This window comes from Gordonibacter pamelaeae 7-10-1-b, from assembly GCF_000210055.1.
Classification (GTDB): domain Bacteria; phylum Actinomycetota; class Coriobacteriia; order Coriobacteriales; family Eggerthellaceae; genus Gordonibacter; species Gordonibacter pamelaeae.
This window is the reverse complement of record NC_021021.1, coordinates 1,891,789-1,909,645: the sequence shown is the minus strand read 5'-3', so window position 1 is coordinate 1,909,645 and position 17,857 is coordinate 1,891,789. Positions and strand designations below refer to the sequence as shown.

The following is a 17,857-nucleotide window of genomic DNA, read 5'->3' as shown; positions in this document are numbered from 1 at the left end:
CGATGCCTTCGAGGCGGGCGCGATCCTCCCCCGCCCGCTCCAGCGCCTCCGTAGCGGCTCTGAGGGCGGCCTCGGATTCTGCGGCTCGCTTCTCCGCCTGCTCGATCTGCCGGTCCGCCTCCCGCCGGCCGGCTTCCGCCTCGTCCCTCGCGGCGGCCGCCGCGGCGAGCTCCGCCTCAAGGGCGTCGGTATGCCGTCTTTGCGCCGCAGCGTCCCTCTCGAGCGCCTCTGCAGCCATCCTCGCTTCGGCGACGATAGCCTCCAGGCGGCCGTCGGAGGGCGCTTGCGGCGCAGGTGCAGGATCCTCCTGCAGCCGAGCGGGTTCCGGTATCGCGGCGGGGGATCCCCCGCCGTCGAGGTACTCCGTGGCGGCGGCCATGTTGTCGGCGCATGCCATCTCGCTACCCGGTTTCGGCTTGGTGCCGGCGGCGAATATGAGCACCTGGCCTACTTGGTAGCTCTCGCCGATGCCGCCGTAGTAGAGGTCGCGGTCGGTGATCGTGGCGAGCACGTGGCCGCGGTATCTGGATGTCTTCACGACGTCACTTCCCGTACTGGCCGAGGGACTCGGGGTACTCGTCCTTATGGGCGGCTATCCACGCATCGAGCGCCTCGCGTATGACCAGCGAGCGGTTCAGCCCGTCTATGCCCTTGAGCCGGTTGAGGGCCTTGTTCTGATCCTCGGTGATCATGAAGCCGTACGTCGTATACGATTGCTCGCCGCTCTCCCTCGAGGAGGCTTGGCTTACCTCGCCGGCGTCGGCCTTCTTCGGCGTTGCGCGCGCGGCCGGTGCCCGGCGCTTGCCCGTTGACGGCTTCTGCCCCTCTTCCCCACCCTTGCGCGGCTTCGAGGGAGAGGGGGCTTCCGCCCGGCTCGGCGTGACGACCTCGGGTTCTGGCGGTGCCGGCTGGGATGCCTCCTTCGCAGCGGCTTCCCTTGCTGCGGCGAATCGGTTCGAGGTTGCCATCAGATGGCTCCTTTCTTTCTAAGATCCTTCACGACCGCTTCCAGTATCGTATGTTCGTTGGATTTGGGATGTTCCAGGTTGATTGGCTTCGACTCGACTTCGGTGTCCTTGTAGGCTACGCGGTACGGGATGACGGTATCAACGAGCAGACCGCCCATGTCTTCGCGCGAGCGGATGTAGTCGAGCATCTCGGGTGCCAGCTTGATGCGCTTGTCGTAGTTGCAGACCACAAGTCCCTTGGTGACGTCGGGGATGCGGAGCTCGGTGCACAATTCCTCGCCCCACAAGTATTGGAACATCTCGACGCCGGTGAGCCCGTTGTCCGACACGTCGGTCACGAGCACTATCGAGTCCGCGGCGAAGAAGGCGTTTTGGTTAACGAGGCCGAGCCCAGGGTTGGTGTCGATGATGATGTAGTCGTACCGGCCGAAGAACTCGCTGTTGTCCTGCAGGTAGTAGCCGAGCAGCCTGATCCGCTCGCCTTTTGCCGCGAGTTCGAATTCCGTTTTGAACAGCAGGATCGAGGACGGCATCACGTCCAGGTTCGGCAGGTCGCGCAACGGGGCGCGGATCACCGCGTCCTCCGGCGGCGTGCCCTGGTTCGTGAGGACGTCGGCAAGGGTGGTCATGTCCGGGTCGGCAATGTCGATCCCCAACCCCTTGGAGGCGTTAGCCTGGGGATCGGCGTCCACGACAAGCACCTTATAGCGCTCTGCGAGGCAGCCGGCGATGTTGTCGACGACCATGGTCTTTCCAGCCCCGCCCTTCATGGCTCCCACCGTGACGACCCATGCGGGGTTCTTCTGGGACGTCGGCGCCTTGGCCTTTGCCATTCCCTGCCTCCTTGATTGATAGAGAACTCAAAAACTTGAATACTAGAGAACACGAGTAAAGTATACATCAAGAAAAAGAGTAGTCAAGAACATGAAAATATGAAAACTTGAAAACACAAGAACTAAAAAACAATAAAATATGAAATTGTAAGAACTAGAAAATTCAAGTAATAGAAAACTTGTTAAAGCGAGGTATAGAGTTCTTGAATACTCGTGTAATTGAGGAAACATCCCACTGGCAACGTTAGTGAAGATCACGAATACTTGAATAATGTAGAACACGAGTACTTGAAAAATTGAAAATGAGAAAATACAAATACTTGAATACTAGAATATACGAATACTTAAATCTCATAATTAAATATGAGACTTCTATACCGAAATGCTAAACATGTAAATGATGCTGCAAATAATATTTCGCAGGTTAGGCCTTGAAAAACAGCCCTGGGGGGGGGGTATCATGGTTTAGTGAAAAGCGCATAGAAAGGGTGAACGATGGCGACCCAGGAAAAACCCGTCTCCAACCAACTGCTGAAAACGGCTGCCGCGCTGGCCTCGATCCTGCTCGCGGCATCGCTGGCGTCGCCGCCGGCCGCGGCCCTTGCCGCGGGCGACGGGGACAGGATCGTCAAAACGTTCACTTACATGGAAGCGTCCGGCATGCCGGAAGGGCTCGTGCCATCGTCTATAGAGTTCGGCGGCAATGCCTACAAACTCGAAAAGCAAGGCGAACCCTACGTTGATGAATCGTACGAGCGGCAAACCGCCGAACTCGAGCATGACACGACCGTGGAAGCGGGCGTGCTCGATGTTAGCTACGCCATCGCCAGCATGCCGGCCACGATGGACGCGTCGACGATCGATCCACTCTACGAAGGGGATCTGCCGCTTGACAGCGTCGAGCAGATCCCCGTCTACCAGCTCCGCACCCGTCAGGTTGACCGGCCGGTGGACTATCCCGGGCTGCCCACCAACGACGTCGATGCGACGATACCCGCGTACGCGGACTTCACCGTGACAAGCGGCGATGGCCCCGATACGACGACGACCAAGACCCTGGCCCTCTCTGACGTCGAGTTCGAGGTCACGGCCACCGACGACCTAGGGCTCCCCGTATCGTACACGGCCCATGCCAACTACCGCGGCACCGAGGACTACCTCGAGACGATCGCCTACACCGTCATAGGCCATTACAAGGGGATCGCGACGGAGAAGGACAGGCGCATGGCGCTGGACGTTACCTACTACCACGAGGTTCCCGAGCCTGCACCCGCACCTGAGCCGGAGCCGGAGCAGCCGTTCGATGTGATCCCCTACGTCGTCGGAGCGGGGGCGACAGGTGCCGTGCTCATCGCCGTAGCGGTGGTCTGGAGGCGGCGCGCCCGCATCACCAAGACGTTTGACGACGGCAGCGTGGTGGTGCTCGCGCGGGTCAAGGCTGTGAAAACAGGCGACGGCGCGTGGAGCGTCCGCGTGCCCGACAGGCTGGAACGCGGGCCGAAGGAGCTGCGCCCGACGCAGCGGATGATGAGGTTCCCCTCCATCGCGATAACCCGCGACGGGATGGTTCTGCGGGAGTCGGCTCCCGTGAAGGTCATGCAGTTCGACGACGGGGGTGGGGAGGCGAAGCTGCAAGAAGAATGACGAACTAGGCCCCGATGCCGGGGTGCGCATGGCTCTCCGCCCGGTCTGTCCATGCGCCCCCCGGCATCGGGGCCGCCGATCGGAGGGATACGAACCCTGCGCTAGGCAAACAGACTGGGCATAAGACCGGGCGAAAGGATGTTGGGACATGAGCGAAAACGAAAAGACCGAGAAGCTGGAATATCAAACGGAAGAGAAGATCGAAGGGCTGACCGAGCCGATTGAGGGCGAGAAGGATATCGAGTCCGAGCCTGCGCAAGGGGAAACGGTGGACGGCGGGGGTTCGCCCAAGCGCAAGCGCCGCATCGTCGCAGCGGCCGTCCTCGGCGTTGCCGTGATCGCGCTGTGCATTGCGGGCATCGTGGGCGCTGCAACGCCCTCGGAGGCACCCCAGCCCGAAAAATCCCAGCCGGAGCAAGAGACGGTTGCGCCTAAGAATGACCAGAAGTATTCCCTCGCGGTCAAAATCGAAGCCGAAGGGTGGACTGATACCGCGACTAAGGCGACAGTGCGCGTCGAAGCTGCGGCCCCGCACGGAGAGATGGAACCTATCGAGCGCGAGGTCGAGTGCGGCGAGAATATCGTCCTTGTAGAGGCCGATGAGTTCGTGAAGGACGCCACTTACAAGGTGTCCGTGTCCAAAGCCCCCGTGCTTGAAGACGGATCAACCTACACCGCAGGGGAGCCTTTCGAGCTTAAAGCCCCCTCTGATGCTGCTGCGAGCGCGAGCAACACCGTAAGGTCGCTTGGCCTTGAGTGGGATAACGAGCGCGAAGACGCTATGGTCATGTTCGAGACGGTTTCAGCCGATGAAAAGAAGATAATCGTCAACATCACTCTCGCGCCGAAAGCGCTGGCCGACATGAGTGCCGAAGAGGTCGAGGCGTCGGCAACAGCCCTCGAAGCGGCAGGCAAGTCAGACGCCGCCCAGGCGGCCGTGCAGAGCGCCCCTGCCACATCGGGTAATGCTGTGCAAAGCGGGGGGACCGGAGGTGGATCGACGTCCGGGGGAGGTTCCTCGGAACCTGCTCCCGCTCCTGCTCCCGCTCCTGGGCCCGACCCTGCGCCGGCTCCTGCTCCCGAGCCGGATCCTCCGGCGCATGTCCATAACTGGATTCCCGAAACGACAGAGAAGACTATTTACCACAATTTCTGTGGGATTTGCGGCGCTGATATTCAAGGAAACGAAGCGGGTCATCTGAAAAACCATGCCCTAGCAGGGGAAGGCGTTGGCAACGCCTATCCGTCTCCTGTAGGGACGGAGACTGTGAACACTGGCCGCTACTACTGCTCCTGTGGGGAGTGGAAATAGAAGAATCGAAGGCGAACGAGATGGGAGAGGGCAATGATAGACAACTTGCTGTAAGAAGGAGGAGGCATACTGCGTCGCCTGCCGTCCGCAGCGATGGCTATCATGCTAGCGGTGACGCTGGCGATACCACAGGGATTGGCCTTAGCCGATCCTGCTCCCGTCTCTGAAGATGTTGAAGCCTTCGGGCATGCAAATAGCGAGGCACAGCCGGTAATCTCGGAATCTAACACAAGTACGGAGATGGCAGATAAGGGGGATGGGCTAGAGCAGGAAGTTACCCCTGATCAGGAAACGCAGCCTGATAACCCAAAGGAAGAAAACCCCGTGTCGAAAGAGCCGGATGAAGATTCGGAATCTATAAAAAATGAGGCCTCTGACGTTGAAGAGGAAGCCGAGCAGCCTGTAGATCCGCTTTTGTTGGCCAGTCAGGCTCCACCGGTCATGGGGTCGATCGCGCGTGACCTATCGACCATAAGTGGCACCGCAAGCATGGTGTGTCTCAACCCTGGGCCGACGAACGACCATTACAACCGGTTCGGTATAACCATGCCCGACGGCCAGTATTTGATTGGCCACTGCATGGACTATGGACAAGCGGCGCCAGCCGATGGCACTTATAATTTCACAGGGGTTTGGGATTCTGGAGCTCGTGCTTACAATGTGACGCTTGACACAACCGGGGCAAATAAGAATCCAGGATCTTTAGCGCCTTATCCGTGCCAGCGGGTAGGGAACTTCTACTGGACGCCGAAAGGATCTGTTGAGCTCTACAAGAGCTCAACTAAGCCTGATATGACGAACGGCAACCCGGTTTACAGTCTCTCTGGTGCAAAATACGATGTTTACCGCTCAAACGATGACGGTTATGTACTGACATTGACGACTAATGCATCTGGTTACGCATCGGCCTCCGGCCTGCCTTATGGCAACTACTATTGCGTTGAGTCGCAACCACCAACGGGTTTCTTTAAAGATACTAGCCGACATTACTTCGATGTATCAGGCAATGCTGTTATTAGAGCGTCTGATGTGCCGTACGACGATCCGGTAGGTGCGTTGCTTCATAAGGCAGACCCGTTGACCGGAGGCACCGCTCAAGGGGGTGGAACGCTCGGAGGAGCGGAATTCACCGTAAAATACTATGCGGGTTACTATTCTTCCGATCCAGCTGCACAAGGGATAAGCCCTATGCGCACGTGGGTTATGCGTACGGATTCTGACGGTTTCTGCTATTTTGACTCATCGTATGTGGTATCCGGCGACCCGTTTTATATTGGCGCTGCTGGCACACCGACGTTTCCTTTAGGCACTGTGACCGTCCAGGAAACTAAAGCGCCGGAGGGATACGTGCTGTCCTCTGCGGCGCGTCCGAACGACGTATTCGTGCAGCGCATTACAATGTCGGGTATTGAGGGGAATCCGGCTGAGGTCTGGAATGAGCATCAATTCCTGGACGATTCTATCCGCGGCGGCGTAAAGACGACGAAGCTCGATGGCTACTACCAAAGCGCGACCGCGCAGGGCGATGGAACAATGCAAGGCGCGACCTTCGCCATCAAAAATGCATCAGAGAACCCCGTCGTGGTCGGAGGCGTCACATACGAGCCGGGCAAGGACGTGGCCACCATCACCTCCGGCGCCGACGGCGTGGCGCAGACCGCGAGCGACCTTCTGCCCTACGGCACCTACGAGCTGCGCGAAACCGTCCCGCCGGAGGGCTACCTGCTCTCCGACGAAGTATGGCGCTTCGAGATCCGCGAGGACGGCGTGGTCGTCGAGGCTACCACCGAGCAGTCGATAGACAACCAGGTGATCCGCGGCGGCGTCAAGACGGCGAAGCTCGACCATCAGAGCCAAACGTCCGTACCGCAGGGATCCGCCAGCGTCGAAGGGGCCGTTTTCGCCATCAAGAGCGTTTCCGCTAATCCTGTGCTGGTGGACGGGATCGTATACGAGCCAGGCAAGGACGTGGCCACCATCACCTCCGGCGCCGACGGCGTGGCGCAGACCGCGAGCGACCTTCTGCCCTACGGCACCTACGAGCTGCGCGAAACCGTCCCGCCGGAGGGCTACCTGCTCTCCGACGAAGTATGGCGCTTCGAGATCCGCGAGGACGGCAAGGTTGTGGAGGCGACCACCGAGCAGGCCATCGACGACCAGGTGAAGGCCGCGGAGTGCTTCATCATCAAGGTAGGCACGAAGATAGGCGATGACGTCACCGAGGGCGACAAGGCCGACGCGATACCCTTGCCGGGGGTCGAGTTCAGCATCTACGCCTCCAAGGACTTCGTGGATAACGGCGACGGAACCTACACGGTGCGCGACGGAGCCGCGCCCTATGCCACTATCGTAACCGATGAGAACGGCATAGCGGACACGTCCTACAACCCGCGACCGGACGATCAGCACGGCGCGTTGCCCTACGATGACTACCTGGTGATCGAGACGGGGCCGAAGCCGAATTACGATCCCATAGAGCCGTTCACGTTCTCTGCCCGCGAGGACAAGAAGGTGTACCACTTCTTCGCCAACAACACGTACGTCACTGCGGGCGTCGAGCTCGTCAAGGTGGACGCCGAGTCGGGCTTGCCCGTGCTGGTTGCGGGAACGCAGCTGCAGGTGCTCGATGCGTCTAAGACCCCCATTGTGTGGCACGAGACGTATCCCGAGGCGATCAGCTACGACACTCTCACGGTCGGCGATACGGGCCGCGTGTACCTGCCTCAGAAGCTCAACGCCGGATCCTACTACCTTCGCGAGGTGTCCGCCCCCGAGGGCTACCTGCTCGGCCATGCCGACGTGCCCTTCACGGTGTCAACCACGACGGACTGGGATGATCCGCTTGTGGTCGAGTACGCCAACATGCCCCAGAAGGGCTCTGTAAAGGCGATGAAGGTGGACGCCGAGACGGGCGAGCCCGTACCCGCTGCCGGCATCGAGTTCGACCTCGTCGCCGCGTCTGACATCAAGACCGGCGACGGCGTGGTGCACGTGCCCGCCGGCGAGATCGCCGCGCACATTGTCACGGCCGCCGACGGCACCGCAACGGCCGAAGATCTGTACTTGGGCAGCTACCGCATCGTCGAGACGCTCGCGCCGGAGGGCTACGTGCTCAACGGCGAGCCCGTCGATGTAACGCTCTCATACGCCGGCCAGGAGGTCGAAGCCGCCTACGCCGAGTCCGAGTTCGGCGACGTGCCCCAGAAGGGCATCATCGAGGCCCACAAAGTCGACGCCGAGTCGGGGCTGCCCGTCGCGGTGCCCGGCATCGAATTCCGCGTGACCGCCGCCGCCGACGTGGTGACGCCCGACGGCACCGTGCGCGCCCATGAGGGCGACGTGGTGGCCGAGGTCGTGACCGGGGATGACGGCAAGGCCGAGACGCCGGAGCTGTACCTGGGCCGCTACGAGGTCGAAGAAACGCTCGCGCCCGACGGGTACGTGCTCAACGGCGAGCCCGTCGATGTAACGCTCTCATACGCCGGCCAGGAGGTCGCGGTGACGCGGGCCGGGGCCGTCGTGGAGGACGCGCCCCAGAAGGGCGTCATCGAAATCGTCAAAACCGACGAGGCCGACGGGCGCGCCGTGCCAGGCGCGGTCTACGAGGTGACGGCAGCCGCGGACATCGTGACCCCCGACGGCACGGTGCATGCGAGCTCCGGCGACGTGGTGGCCACCGTCACCACGGGCGATGACGGCAAGGCCGAGACGGATGAGCTGTACCTGGGCGATTACAACGTGCGTGAGACGGCCACGCCCGACGGCTGGGCCATCGACCACGAGACGCACATGGTCGAGCTCTCATACGCTGGCCAAGAGGTAAAGGTGACGCGTACCGTGCTCGAGACGGCCGACGCGCCCACCACGTTCATATTGCTCAAGAAGGCCGAGCTGATCGACGGCGAGCTTGTCGACTATGCAGGCTCGGAGTGGCACGTGTGGGCCGAGGACGCGGCGGGCGAGATAGCGTACGATGCCACGGCCACGACCGGCGAGGACGGCAGCTTCGTCCTCGAGCGCATCCCCCACGGCGACGGGCTCGCCTACTACTGCCAGGAAACCAAGACAGGCGATGACTACATCCTCGACCCGGAGGTTTACGAATTCTCCGTCGACGAGGAGGGCCTGATCGCAGGCGAGCCGGCCTACGTGTTCTTGAACACGAACTACCACAAGCGCATCATCGAGGCCCACAAAGTCGACCAGGACACAGGCGAGCCGGTTGGCAAGACCGGATTCGGGCTGTACCGCTGGATCGGGGAGGGGGAGCCCGACCCGACGTTCGGCGGCCGTCAGGGCTTCCATGGCGTGTTCGCGGATGATCCCGACGGCGAGGTGGACGGGAGCCTGTGGGAGATGGTCGCCGAGGGGACGACCGACGACATGGGCGCCGTCATCTTCGAGGGCCTGGAGTTCGGCTGGTACATGATGGTCGAGGCGGTGCCGAACCCCGATTACGCCGAGTGGTGGGAGTCGGCGGGATCCACCTGGGGACGCTACCTTTTCAAGGCCGACAAGGACAGCGACGTCCGGCAGACGCAGACGTACGGCAACATGGCCATATCGCTCGAATGCAACGTGAGCAAGGCGACCATCGACCGCACGAGCGCGGCGTTCCAGTCGGATGAGCGCGCACCCGTTCGCGTCGACAACGTGGGCAAGGAGCGCTACCGCTACGACGTCGCGTTCGACGCGGGTTCCACCAACGTGAGGGCAGACCAGTACGCGGTCGTCGATCCTTGCGAGTTCGTCAACCTGGGAATCAGGCTCGACACGCTGGTGACGCCTGCAGCCTATGGCGACACCGACGGGTTGGTCAACGTATGGTACCGGACGAACATGACCGATACGTCGGCCGTGTACTCGACCGCCAGCGCGACCGCCGGCAACCCCCCGAACCAGATGGCCGACGGAACCGACCGCATCGGCACGGTCGGGTGGCGCCTTTGGAGGGAGGGCGTCGCCGCCGGCGCCCGCACGCGCCTCGACGTCGACGGGCTCGGCCTCGCCGCCGGCGAATACGTCACGGGAATCATGCTCGAATACGGGTCGGTCGAGGTAGGGTTCCGCACGCTGCAGGACATGAGCTACCTGGTGTACGCAACGGAGCCCCTGGACAACAGCAACGGCGAGGTGGTCATCCCCAACAGCGTGACGAGCCATATCACCCGCAACTGGAGAGACGGGCAGGGGCTGTACGACGACGCGCATGACAACGTGATCACGCGGGTCATCGACACCTTCGGCTTCGCATCCTCCTATCACGGGTTCTCGACGGGCACGGCAGGCAACGGTGGCGCGCTCACCGCGACGGGCGACCGCGTCCCGGCCCTGGAGGGCGTGGCCATGCTCCTCGCCGCGGTGGCCGCCGTCCTGCTGGGCATCTGGGCCACGAGGCGCGAAGAAGGGGAGGGGGCATGAGGAGGGCCCTGGCCGAGCATGCAGAGGACATGCTCCGCTACATGCTGGACAACTCCGACGACGTGCGGAGGATCGTCGTCGGCCGGAAGAAGCTCGTGAGGGACCTGCAGATGAACCCGACAACGGTGTCCGTCGTCCTCGGCTACCTCAAAGAGCTCGGCCTGGTCGAGGTGAACGGCCGCTATGCGGAGAACGGCGCGCAGTTGGAGAACGGGTACACGGTGACCGAGGCAGGATGCGAGTTCGTCGCCGAATCCCCCAAGGCTAGGAGGTAGCGAATGGCATCGGAGGAAGAGGTCGTACGGTTCATCTTCAACGGTGCGAACGAGATGGCCGAGCTGATGTACCAGCTCATCAAGTGGGCCCTCGAGCGCCGCGAGAAGGGGAGGGACGACGGCCGGCGCGACCCCTCGAAGATCAGCGGCCGCATAGCCCCGGAGGACGCGGCGAGCTTCGCCGCCGACCTCGCCGCGGCGGGCATAGGGGCCGAGTACGTGGCGCAGGCCGACGGCGGCCTCGTCTACTCGTGCGACGCCAAGCACTTCGAGACGCTCAAGGCGCTCACCAAGGGCTACGCCGCGAAGTACGACGCCATGCACCCGGAATCCGTTGACAACGTCTACTACGAGACGCTGCGGGACTGGCGCGGCTGCTCGCTCAACGAGTGCTTCGAGGTGGCGTCCACCGTGGAGGTGGCCGCCGTGAACAAGATGCGCGCCGACCTCGCAGCCATGGGGGTCTACTTCGAGGTGGCCCGCCGCCCGGAGAACCTCGGCTACGTCGTCAAGTTCAACGCGAAGGACGCGAGCATGGTGGAGCGCGCCCTGTGCGAGCTCGACCAGGCGTACGGGCATCCCCAGAGCGCCCAGGACGTCGCGCGCGCCGTCGCGGGCTACCTCCCGTCTCCCGCCGAGGGCGTATGGAAACGGGAGGGAGCCCGCTCGACGCTCGAGGCGAGGAACGCCGGCCAGGACGAGGTGCTGGCCGCCGCCCACGTGTACCCGGAGAACGGGGGATGGCACGTTTACGGCGAGGCGGCGGGGGAGCGCTTCGGCGACGGCGTCTACGGCACCGAGCGCGAGGCCGTGCAGGCGGGCGAGCTGCTCGTGGAGCAGAGGGCCGCCGAGCTCGGCTCGAACGTCGAGATCCCGCGCCAGGGAGCTGCCGCGCGCGACCTCGACGGGCGCAAGGCGGGCGACTACACGCTGACCATGACCACGGTCGAGTGGGACCGGGCCGCGAACATCATGGGAGGCCCAATGGAGGAGGACGGCATCCCCTTCTCCCTGTCCTTCGACGAGGCGGCGGAAACCGCTTCGCTCACCTTCGCGTCCGAGCACGCCGCCGGCGTCAAGGCCATCGCAGACCGCTATATCAAATCGTCGAAGGAGAACCTCAAGGACTTCACCACTGCGCGCTTCGAGGATTGGGACGAGTTCTGCGAAGTCGCCGAGACGGGGATGGTGAGGGACGACGCCCTGCAGGCGATCAGGGCGGAGTGGATCGACGTCGGCGATGGCAGGTACAGCCTGGAGGCGTACGCGAACGCATGGGACGCCGAAGCCGTCGTCGGCGTGTCGGTGTACGCCAAGGCCGTCGTGGAATCCGACCCGTCCCTCGAGGGATGGGAGGTATGGGGGAACGCCGACGGGCCCAATTTCGGCGAGCGCGGATTCGATGACCTCGCAGAGGCCATGGAGTACGCGGAGTCCCTGGCGGCGGGGGAGCTCGCCGAGAGGGGCTACGAGGTCGCCGTGGGATCGCGTCCCGAAGCGCCCGCACAGGAGCGCGGCGAAGCCGCTCCCGAGCTCGACGCCCCAGCACGCCAGGAGCGAACCGTGGAGCAGGCGGACTACGTCGTCGAGCCGCGCGACGTCGGCCCGTCGGAAACGGTAGAGACGGTGGTCGCCGCCACCAAGTCGGCGGAAGTGGCCGACGATGCGGGCGAGGCGCACATCGGAAGCTCCTTGGAGGAGATGACGAACCCTGACGGGCTCGATCTGCCGAGCATCGAGCGGTTCGGCTCCGCCGAAAAGCTGGACGGCGCGAAGATCGGCGACGTCCTGCAGGCATGCTCCAAAGACGTGAAGATGATCAAGGCGCAGCTCGAGGCCAAGCGCCAGCAAGGCGTGGAACGCGGGGCGAAGGCGGCCGTGCAATCTAAGGGCGCGGCGCGCTGATGGCCAAGAACGGGAAAAACGGGGTGCCCGTCGCAACGACGGCGCGCAAGCGGGAGGCGAGCCAGGGGTTCATCGCCCTCATGGCCGGCATCTCCTTGGTCGCGTTCGTTGCGGTCAACCATGTGGCGGGCTACGTCATCCCCGTCGCCTCGTCGCGCGGGCCCGCGGCGGCGCTCACGAGCATCCCGGTAGCCCTGCTCGACTTCGCGCGGAGCCCTTGGGCGCTGAGCCTCGACCCGGCCGCCGTGGCCGTCGGGCTCGCGGGGCCGGCGGCCGTCGTTCTCGTGTACCTGCTCGGCGGCAAGAAGGCCGACAAGCCGACCATGGCGGGCATGGAGCACGGCACCGCGCGCTGGGGCGAGGAGGACGAGAAGGACAGGCACGCCGACACGGATAACCCGCTGAACAACATACCGCTCGCCCAGGGCGTCGAGCTCTGCCTCGACCCCGATGCGATAGGGACGCGCCGGAAGGGCTTCGTGGAGATCAACCGCAACGTGATGTGCTTCGGCCCGCCAGGCACGGGCAAGACGTTCTATCTGTTCGTCCCCGCGCTCCTGCGGTTCTGGCGGCCCACCGACCCGTCGAGCATCACGAGCGACACGAAGGGCACGACCGTGAAGCGGATGCTGCCGTACCTCATGAGGCACGACCGCGTGGTGAAGGTTCTCAACACCAAGGATCCGTCCAACAGCCACGGCTACAACCCGCTCAAGTACACGCGCAACGATTTGGAGGTGCTCATCGCCGTCGACACCATCATGGGCAACACCACAGGACGCAAGCCCGATGAGGGCGTCGACGGGGACTTCTGGGAGAAATCCGAGAAATCGGTGTTCGTGTCCATCATCGGAGGCTTGCGCGAGCTGAAGGAGATAGCTCCGGGGCTCGACGTCGAGGTGAACATACCGACGATGGCGGACATCCTGCTCACCGCCGAGGCTTCGAGCGACGACGAGGATCCGAACACGCCCACGACCATCGACCGTTTCTTCGCGCTGATCGAGCATCTGAAGCCGGACAGCTACGCCTGCCGCACCTACAAAGGCCTGAAGCTGGCCGGCAAGGGCCGGACGATGAACTCCATCCTGGTGTCGTGCGCGGTCAGGCTCATGCCCTTCAACCTCCCCGTCATCCGCGAGCTCATGTGGCGCGACGAGATGGAGATCGACCGCATACCCTTCGAGGGCACCAACTTGTTTGTCGTGGCCGACGATGCTGGCGGCCAGCTCGACTTCGTCTTGGCCATGTTCTACCAGCAGACGTTCCGCACCCTCTACAACATCGCCGACAACCTGCCGGGGGAGAGGTTCCCGGTCCCGGTCGTGTCGTTCATCGACGAGATGTTGAACATGGGCAACATACCCTACAAGGAGAGGATCCTCATGACCGCCCGCTCCAGGAACATGCCGATAGTGATGGGCCTCCAGAGCATGGATCTCGCGAAGGAGAAATGGGGCGAGAACATCTTGGGCGCGATCCTCGACGCCTGCGACACGATCGTCTACATGGGCGGCGGCCGCTCGAAGGAGAGCCGCGCGTACATCTCGGAGTCCCTGGGTACCCAGACGGTCTACGAGCACACGGTGAGCGAGACGGTGAGCGCCCGGATCATGGGCAGCAACGATTCCGCTCAGTCGTCGTACCAGTCGCTCGGCCGCCCGCTGCTCGACGAGGCCGAGGTCGACAAGATACCGCGGGAGCAGTGCATCGTCCACTTCTCGGGCGCCGCGCCCCTCATGGTGGGCAAGTACCGCACGCAGGACACGGACGAGTACAAGGACTCGCCCTTCGCGCCCGACCGAAGGGGCGAGGCCGTCACAGGGCCCTTCCCTTTGCAGGAGATGAGGGAGCACAACGCGAGGGTGCGGGCATCCCTTGCCGCTTGACGACATGGAAAGGCCCCGGTCCGTCTCCCACGGTCCGGGGCCGAGAAGCGATCACGGCCGCAACGAGGCGGCTTTGACCAAGGAAATGATATTCGAAAGGAACGGGACATGAAAGACCAAACATCGAAAACGGCCAAGAACAGGGCATCTGCGCTTGGGAAGGCGAAGGCGGCGGCGCTGTCGCTCTTCGGGGCCGGCGCCGTGTGCCTCGCGAGCGCGAGGCCCGCTTACGCCGTGGACGTCAACGGGCCAAGCTTCAACTACATGATCACCCAATACGTGGGGCCCGGCATGACGGTCATGGGCTTCGCGATCTTGGTGGTAGGGGGTTACAACTACTTCAACTACAAGGACGAGGAGGGGCCGAAGGCCAAGGCGGGCTTGGCCGGGATGGTTGGCGGCGGCATCATGGCGGCCATAGGCGGCGGCGCCGTCCTCATGCTCTCCATGAGCTGAGGCCGCAATGTCCTTCACCGTCCCCTACCACCTCGACCCGCTCGACTACGAGCGGAAGGCATTCGGGCCTTTCACGTCTCGCGAGCTCAAGTACGGCGGCATCGGCATCGTCCTCGCCGCAGTTGTCGGCGGCGCGCTCTGGTTCGCCCCTTTGAGCGTGCCCGAGCTCTTCCGCGTGATGCCCGCCATCGCGGTGGCGTTCCCCTTCTTTTACGTGGCCAACACCAAGGCCCCGCCCGGCTACGAGTCGCCGGAGGAGTACATGAGGGAGCGGCTCGCATCCGCGTTGAGCGGGGAGGACGTATACGTGTACGGCTGCGACGACGAGGACGAGTACGAGGTGATGGAAGATCCGCCGGCGAAGTCGCCCAGGGAGAGGAAGGAGTCTGCCAAGCATGAGAAGAAAGAGCGAGAGTACGTCCGCGGCAAAGCGCGAAGCGCACGATAGGGCGGATGCTGCCATGCCGGACGTCGCGGGCCTGACGGTGAAGCAGGCCGAGATGGCGCTCGCCGAGGCGCGCAACCGGGAGCGAGAGCGCCGCGAGTACGAGCGGCGCAAGGCGAAGGGCAAGCCCCTGTCGAAGATCACCCAGGATGCGATCCGCTACGAGAAGTGCTTCGAGAGCGGCGTCGTGAAGGTCGAGAAAGGGCTCTACTCGATAACATGCGACGTGGACAACATGGACTACCGCAACCTCGGCGAGAGCGAGAAGGAGGCGCTGTACGTCCGGCTCCTGCGGGTCTACAACCTGTTCGAGCCGACGACGCACCTGCAGTGGTCGGTCATCGTGCGCGTCGTCGGCCGCCGGTCGATCCTCGACGAGGTGCTCATATCCCACCAGCCGGACGGGCTCGACCGCCTGCGCGACGAGGTCAACGAGGTGCTCACCGACCGCGCGTCGAAGGGCAAGACGGACATAGAGACGCGCCTGCTGCTCACGATCTGCACCAAGGCCGACAACGAGGCCGAGGCCCAGAGCATCCTCGACGGCCTGGTCAAGGACATACGCCCCGACTTCGAGTCGATGGGATCCGGCCTGACGGTGCTGAGCGGCGCGGAATGGCTCGAGATAGTGGCCGGCGTGTTCTGGCCCTCCGACGTCCTCGTGTTCGACTGGGCAACGCTCGTCGACACCAAGACCGGCAAGGCCACGGGGCTCACCACCAAGGACGCCGTGGCCCCGATGTCCCTCGCGTTCGAGCCGCGCATCCTCAAGCCGCGCCCGAACGGCACCACCTCGGTCGTCAAGGACAGCGGGATCTACCGCTGCAACGATTTCTACGCCTCGACGCTGCTGCTGCGCAAGTCGCCCGGCATGATAGACGACAGGATGGTGAGCGTCATCACCTCGACGCCCATGGACATGATGTTCACCATCCACATGCAGCCCACGTCGGCCGAGAGCTCGCGCAAGGCGACCGACGCCTACATCGCCGCCGTCGAGGGCGACACGCACGACCGTGCCAAGGAGGCGCGTCGCGAGAACATGCCGGCGGGCGTCTACATGACCTCCAAGCACGTCGACCGCGCCCAGGACGCGGAGGAGCTCAAGAAAGAGGTGCAGTTCGGAGGCCACAAGCTCTTCTACACGACCATGAGCGCGCATGTGCGCGCCGAGACGCCCGACGACCTCAAGCTCGAGCAGATACCCAAGCTGCAGCGGGCCTGCGGGAGGTGGGGCGTGAGCGCGACGCCGCTGTCGGGGCGCGAGCGGCAGAAGGACGCCATGAACGCGACCCTTCCCATAGGCAAGAACTTCATCAACGCCCCGTCCACGATGACGACCGCCAACGTCGGCGCGCTCATCCCGTTCACGTCGCGCCGCTACCAGGATCCGGGCGGTATCTACTGGGGGGTCGACGCGGAGTCGGAGGACTTCATCATGCTCGACCGGACGGCGCTCGGCGCGCCGCACCAGATGGTGTTCGGGATCACGGGCTCGGGCAAGTCGTTCGGCCTGTGCCGGGAGAACCTGCAGATCCTGCTTCGACGCCCCCGTGCGAAGGTCTACATCGCGTCCCCCGGGCTCGCATACAAGCCGTTCGTTCAGCTCCTCGGCGGTAAATGGTTCGAGGTCGGCGCCGGCTCGAAGGACTACTTCAATGTCATGTCCATCAACATCGACCAGGTGGAGGACGTAGAGCAGGCCATCGCGGACAAGGCGGAGTACCTCATGGGCCAGGTGGAGTGCATGCTCTACAAGGGCGCGGTCATGGACGGCAAGGACACACGGGCTGCGAAGGAGGCGACGCTGCTCTATTCTTGCATCCAGGATTGCATACCGAAGGTCTACGGCCGCTACCTCGACACGCACCGGGCCGAGGACGTCCCCGTGCTCGCGCAGCTCGCCGATGAGCTGGGCGACATGAAAGTCCCCGTCGCGCGCGACGCCGCCCAGGCGCTCAGCCTCTTCACGACCACTACGGCAGTCGGCGGTCAGTTCAGCCAGCGCGACGGATCTCCCTTCGACGACGATGATTGCAGGCTGTTCGGCGTCGGGTTCCGCAACGCCGGCGACATCATCAAGGCCCCCGCATTGTTCGCCTTCACGGACATGTTCTGGAGGCAAGCCGTAATGAACAAGGTGAAGGGCTATGAAACGTGGGTGCTGTTCGACGAGTTCCAGACCTTCATGGACTGGCCGATCGCCGCGCAATATTTCTTGAAGGCGTGGATGGAAGGCCGCAAGTACGACCTGTACCAGACGGGCGCCACCCAGAACGTCTTGGCAGTGCTCGAGAACGCCAAGGCGTCCCGCGCCCTGGACAACTCCGGCGTCGTCACCATGTACAACATGGCCCACGACGACGCGAGGGAGCTCGCCGAGCGGCTTCACATGTCCGAGCGGCAGATGCGCTACACGGTCAACCCGCCCGAGGGCCACGGCGTCTTGTCGGTCATGGGGTCGGTCATGCCGTTCAAAGACTCTTGGCCCAAGGGCACCGAGACGTACAAGGTGTTCACTTCCAAACCCAAGGAAACCAAAGGGCGAGCGATGTAGGCCATGTACGTCAACATCGGACATAGCGAGGACGTCATCGCCGCCTGGCAGGGCGACGCCAGGCCGGAGGACTCCGCGACGTTTGCGGGCGACGCGCCGCAGAGCAACGCGCGCAGCGCCGATGCGGCGGCGCTCGAGACATCGGGCATCAG

At 63.4% G+C, this 17,857-nt stretch carries 11 protein-coding genes and 2 pseudogenes; 10 read left to right on the top strand and 3 right to left on the bottom strand.

From position 1 onward, the window contains the following. The 3 genes and pseudogenes from GPA_RS19105 to GPA_RS08805 form a co-directional block, all read right to left on the bottom strand. Positions 1 to 511 (bottom strand): annotated as a pseudogene (locus tag GPA_RS19105) (hypothetical protein); the annotation flags it as partial. Between the two features lie 31 nt (positions 512 to 542). Next, positions 543 to 968, bottom strand: coding sequence for a hypothetical protein (locus GPA_RS08810; RefSeq protein ID WP_015539649.1), 426 nt, complete (start codon positions 966 to 968; stop codon positions 543 to 545). Next, positions 968 to 1,801: a ParA family protein gene (locus GPA_RS08805; protein ID WP_015539648.1), complete on the bottom strand. Its 834-nt coding sequence runs from the start codon at positions 1,799 to 1,801 to the stop codon at positions 968 to 970. The genes GPA_RS08810 and GPA_RS08805 overlap by 1 nt, the downstream gene beginning before the upstream one ends. Before the next feature lie 495 nt (positions 1,802 to 2,296). On the opposite strand from GPA_RS08805, the gene GPA_RS08800 reads away from it, so the two are divergent. The 10 genes and pseudogenes from GPA_RS08800 to GPA_RS08760 all read left to right on the top strand — a co-directional run bounded on the left by GPA_RS08800 (position 2,297) and on the right by GPA_RS08760 (position 17,705). Continuing rightward, entirely contained in the window at positions 2,297 to 3,445 is a 1,149-nt protein-coding gene (locus GPA_RS08800; RefSeq protein ID WP_015539647.1) for a hypothetical protein, read from the top strand. Between the two features lie 148 nt (positions 3,446 to 3,593). Beyond that, positions 3,594 to 4,757: a hypothetical protein gene (locus GPA_RS08795; protein WP_015539646.1), complete on the top strand. Its 1,164-nt coding sequence runs from the start codon at positions 3,594 to 3,596 to the stop codon at positions 4,755 to 4,757. Positions 4,758 to 4,850: 93 nt separating this feature from the next. Continuing rightward, positions 4,851 to 5,756: pseudogene (locus GPA_RS20510) on the top strand (SpaA isopeptide-forming pilin-related protein); the annotation flags it as partial. A gap of 384 nt (positions 5,757 to 6,140) precedes the next feature. Further along, entirely contained in the window at positions 6,141 to 10,178 is a 4,038-nt protein-coding gene (locus tag GPA_RS08790; RefSeq protein ID WP_226844608.1) for a SpaA isopeptide-forming pilin-related protein, read from the top strand. Further along, positions 10,175 to 10,453, top strand: a complete 279-nt coding sequence (locus tag GPA_RS08785; RefSeq protein WP_009307248.1) for a helix-turn-helix domain-containing protein — start codon at positions 10,175 to 10,177, stop codon at positions 10,451 to 10,453. The genes GPA_RS08790 and GPA_RS08785 overlap by 4 nt, the downstream gene beginning before the upstream one ends. A gap of 3 nt (positions 10,454 to 10,456) precedes the next feature. After that, positions 10,457 to 12,358, top strand: coding sequence for a hypothetical protein (locus GPA_RS08780; RefSeq protein ID WP_015539644.1), 1,902 nt, complete (start codon positions 10,457 to 10,459; stop codon positions 12,356 to 12,358). Beyond that, positions 12,358 to 14,247: a VirD4-like conjugal transfer protein, CD1115 family gene (locus tag GPA_RS08775; protein ID WP_015539643.1), complete on the top strand. Its 1,890-nt coding sequence runs from the start codon at positions 12,358 to 12,360 to the stop codon at positions 14,245 to 14,247. The genes GPA_RS08780 and GPA_RS08775 overlap by 1 nt, the downstream gene beginning before the upstream one ends. Before the next feature lie 108 nt (positions 14,248 to 14,355). Next, positions 14,356 to 14,703, top strand: a complete 348-nt coding sequence (locus GPA_RS08770) for a hypothetical protein (RefSeq protein ID WP_015539642.1) — start codon at positions 14,356 to 14,358, stop codon at positions 14,701 to 14,703. A gap of 7 nt (positions 14,704 to 14,710) precedes the next feature. Continuing rightward, a complete protein-coding gene (locus GPA_RS08765; RefSeq protein ID WP_015539641.1) occupies positions 14,711 to 15,151 on the top strand; it encodes a PrgI family protein in 441 nt (146 codons plus the stop codon). Then, complete coding sequence (locus GPA_RS08760) at positions 15,099 to 17,705, top strand: VirB4-like conjugal transfer ATPase, CD1110 family (RefSeq protein ID WP_226844605.1); 2,607 nt, start codon at positions 15,099 to 15,101, stop codon at positions 17,703 to 17,705. Before GPA_RS08765 ends, GPA_RS08760 begins: the two co-directional genes overlap by 53 nt. The last annotated feature ends 152 nt before the right edge of the window (positions 17,706 to 17,857 follow it).

What these genes read in the sequence shown, in the direction of transcription:
- GPA_RS08810 (WP_015539649.1), bottom strand. Translation starts at nt 968, where the DNA reads ATGGCAACCTCGAACCGATTCGCCGCAGCAAGGGAAGCCGCTGCGAAG.
- GPA_RS08805 (WP_015539648.1), bottom strand. Translation starts at nt 1,801, where the DNA reads ATGGCAAAGGCCAAGGCGCCGACGTCCCAGAAGAACCCCGCATGGGTC.
- GPA_RS08800 (WP_015539647.1), top strand. Translation starts at nt 2,297, where the DNA reads ATGGCGACCCAGGAAAAACCCGTCTCCAACCAACTGCTGAAAACGGCT.
- GPA_RS08795 (WP_015539646.1), top strand. Translation starts at nt 3,594, where the DNA reads ATGAGCGAAAACGAAAAGACCGAGAAGCTGGAATATCAAACGGAAGAG.
- GPA_RS08785 (WP_009307248.1), top strand. Translation starts at nt 10,175, where the DNA reads ATGAGGAGGGCCCTGGCCGAGCATGCAGAGGACATGCTCCGCTACATG.
- GPA_RS08780 (WP_015539644.1), top strand. Translation starts at nt 10,457, where the DNA reads ATGGCATCGGAGGAAGAGGTCGTACGGTTCATCTTCAACGGTGCGAAC.
- GPA_RS08775 (WP_015539643.1), top strand. Translation starts at nt 12,358, where the DNA reads ATGGCCAAGAACGGGAAAAACGGGGTGCCCGTCGCAACGACGGCGCGC.
- GPA_RS08770 (WP_015539642.1), top strand. Translation starts at nt 14,356, where the DNA reads ATGAAAGACCAAACATCGAAAACGGCCAAGAACAGGGCATCTGCGCTT.
- GPA_RS08765 (WP_015539641.1), top strand. Translation starts at nt 14,711, where the DNA reads ATGTCCTTCACCGTCCCCTACCACCTCGACCCGCTCGACTACGAGCGG.
- GPA_RS08760 (WP_226844605.1), top strand. Translation starts at nt 15,099, where the DNA reads ATGAGAAGAAAGAGCGAGAGTACGTCCGCGGCAAAGCGCGAAGCGCAC.